The 530-nt window shown below is 67.4% G+C and carries 1 pseudogene; it reads left to right on the forward strand.

Features of this window, described 5'->3' with window-relative positions:
- Positions 1-530: pseudogene (locus tag EN750_RS38305) on the forward strand (amidase); the annotation flags it as partial.

Here is a 530-nt window from a genome sequence, read left to right on the forward strand (position 1 = left end):
CTACGAGACCGTCGGCAAGCTGCTGCTCGGCCGCGATCCGCACCAGCACGTGTTGGACCGGCCGCTGGCGCTGGATTGGCTGGATGGATTGGTCGCCCGCCCGGCGCTGGCCGAATATAGTGAAATGAAGGGGCTGGCGGGCGCGGTCTTCGGCGTGCCGGCGACGCCGGCAATCCGCTTCTCCTCATCTCCCGATGAACTCTATTGGTGCTTTCGCCGGCTGCAGGCCAGGGAGGCCTGGGCGGTGCATGGCGAATGGATCACCAGCGGCGAGCGCGGCCTCGGCCCCGGTGTCGAGGAGCGTTTCGGCTTTGGCCGTGCCGTCGATGACAGGACAGCCCAGGCCGAGAAGGTGCGACGTCTGACCTTTCGCGGCGAACTGAACGCCCTGCTCGGCAGGAACGGCTTCCTTGTCCTGCCGACCGTGCCTGGTCCGGCGCCTTACGTGGACAGCACGCCGGAGCAGTTCCAGGCCTATCGCGAACGGGCGCTCCAACTTCTGTGCCTGGCCGGCCTGTCCGGTTTTCCAC

Origin of the sequence: Mesorhizobium sp. M7A.F.Ca.ET.027.03.2.1, assembly GCF_003999175.1 — a bacterium.
Taxonomy (GTDB): domain Bacteria; phylum Pseudomonadota; class Alphaproteobacteria; order Rhizobiales; family Rhizobiaceae; genus Mesorhizobium.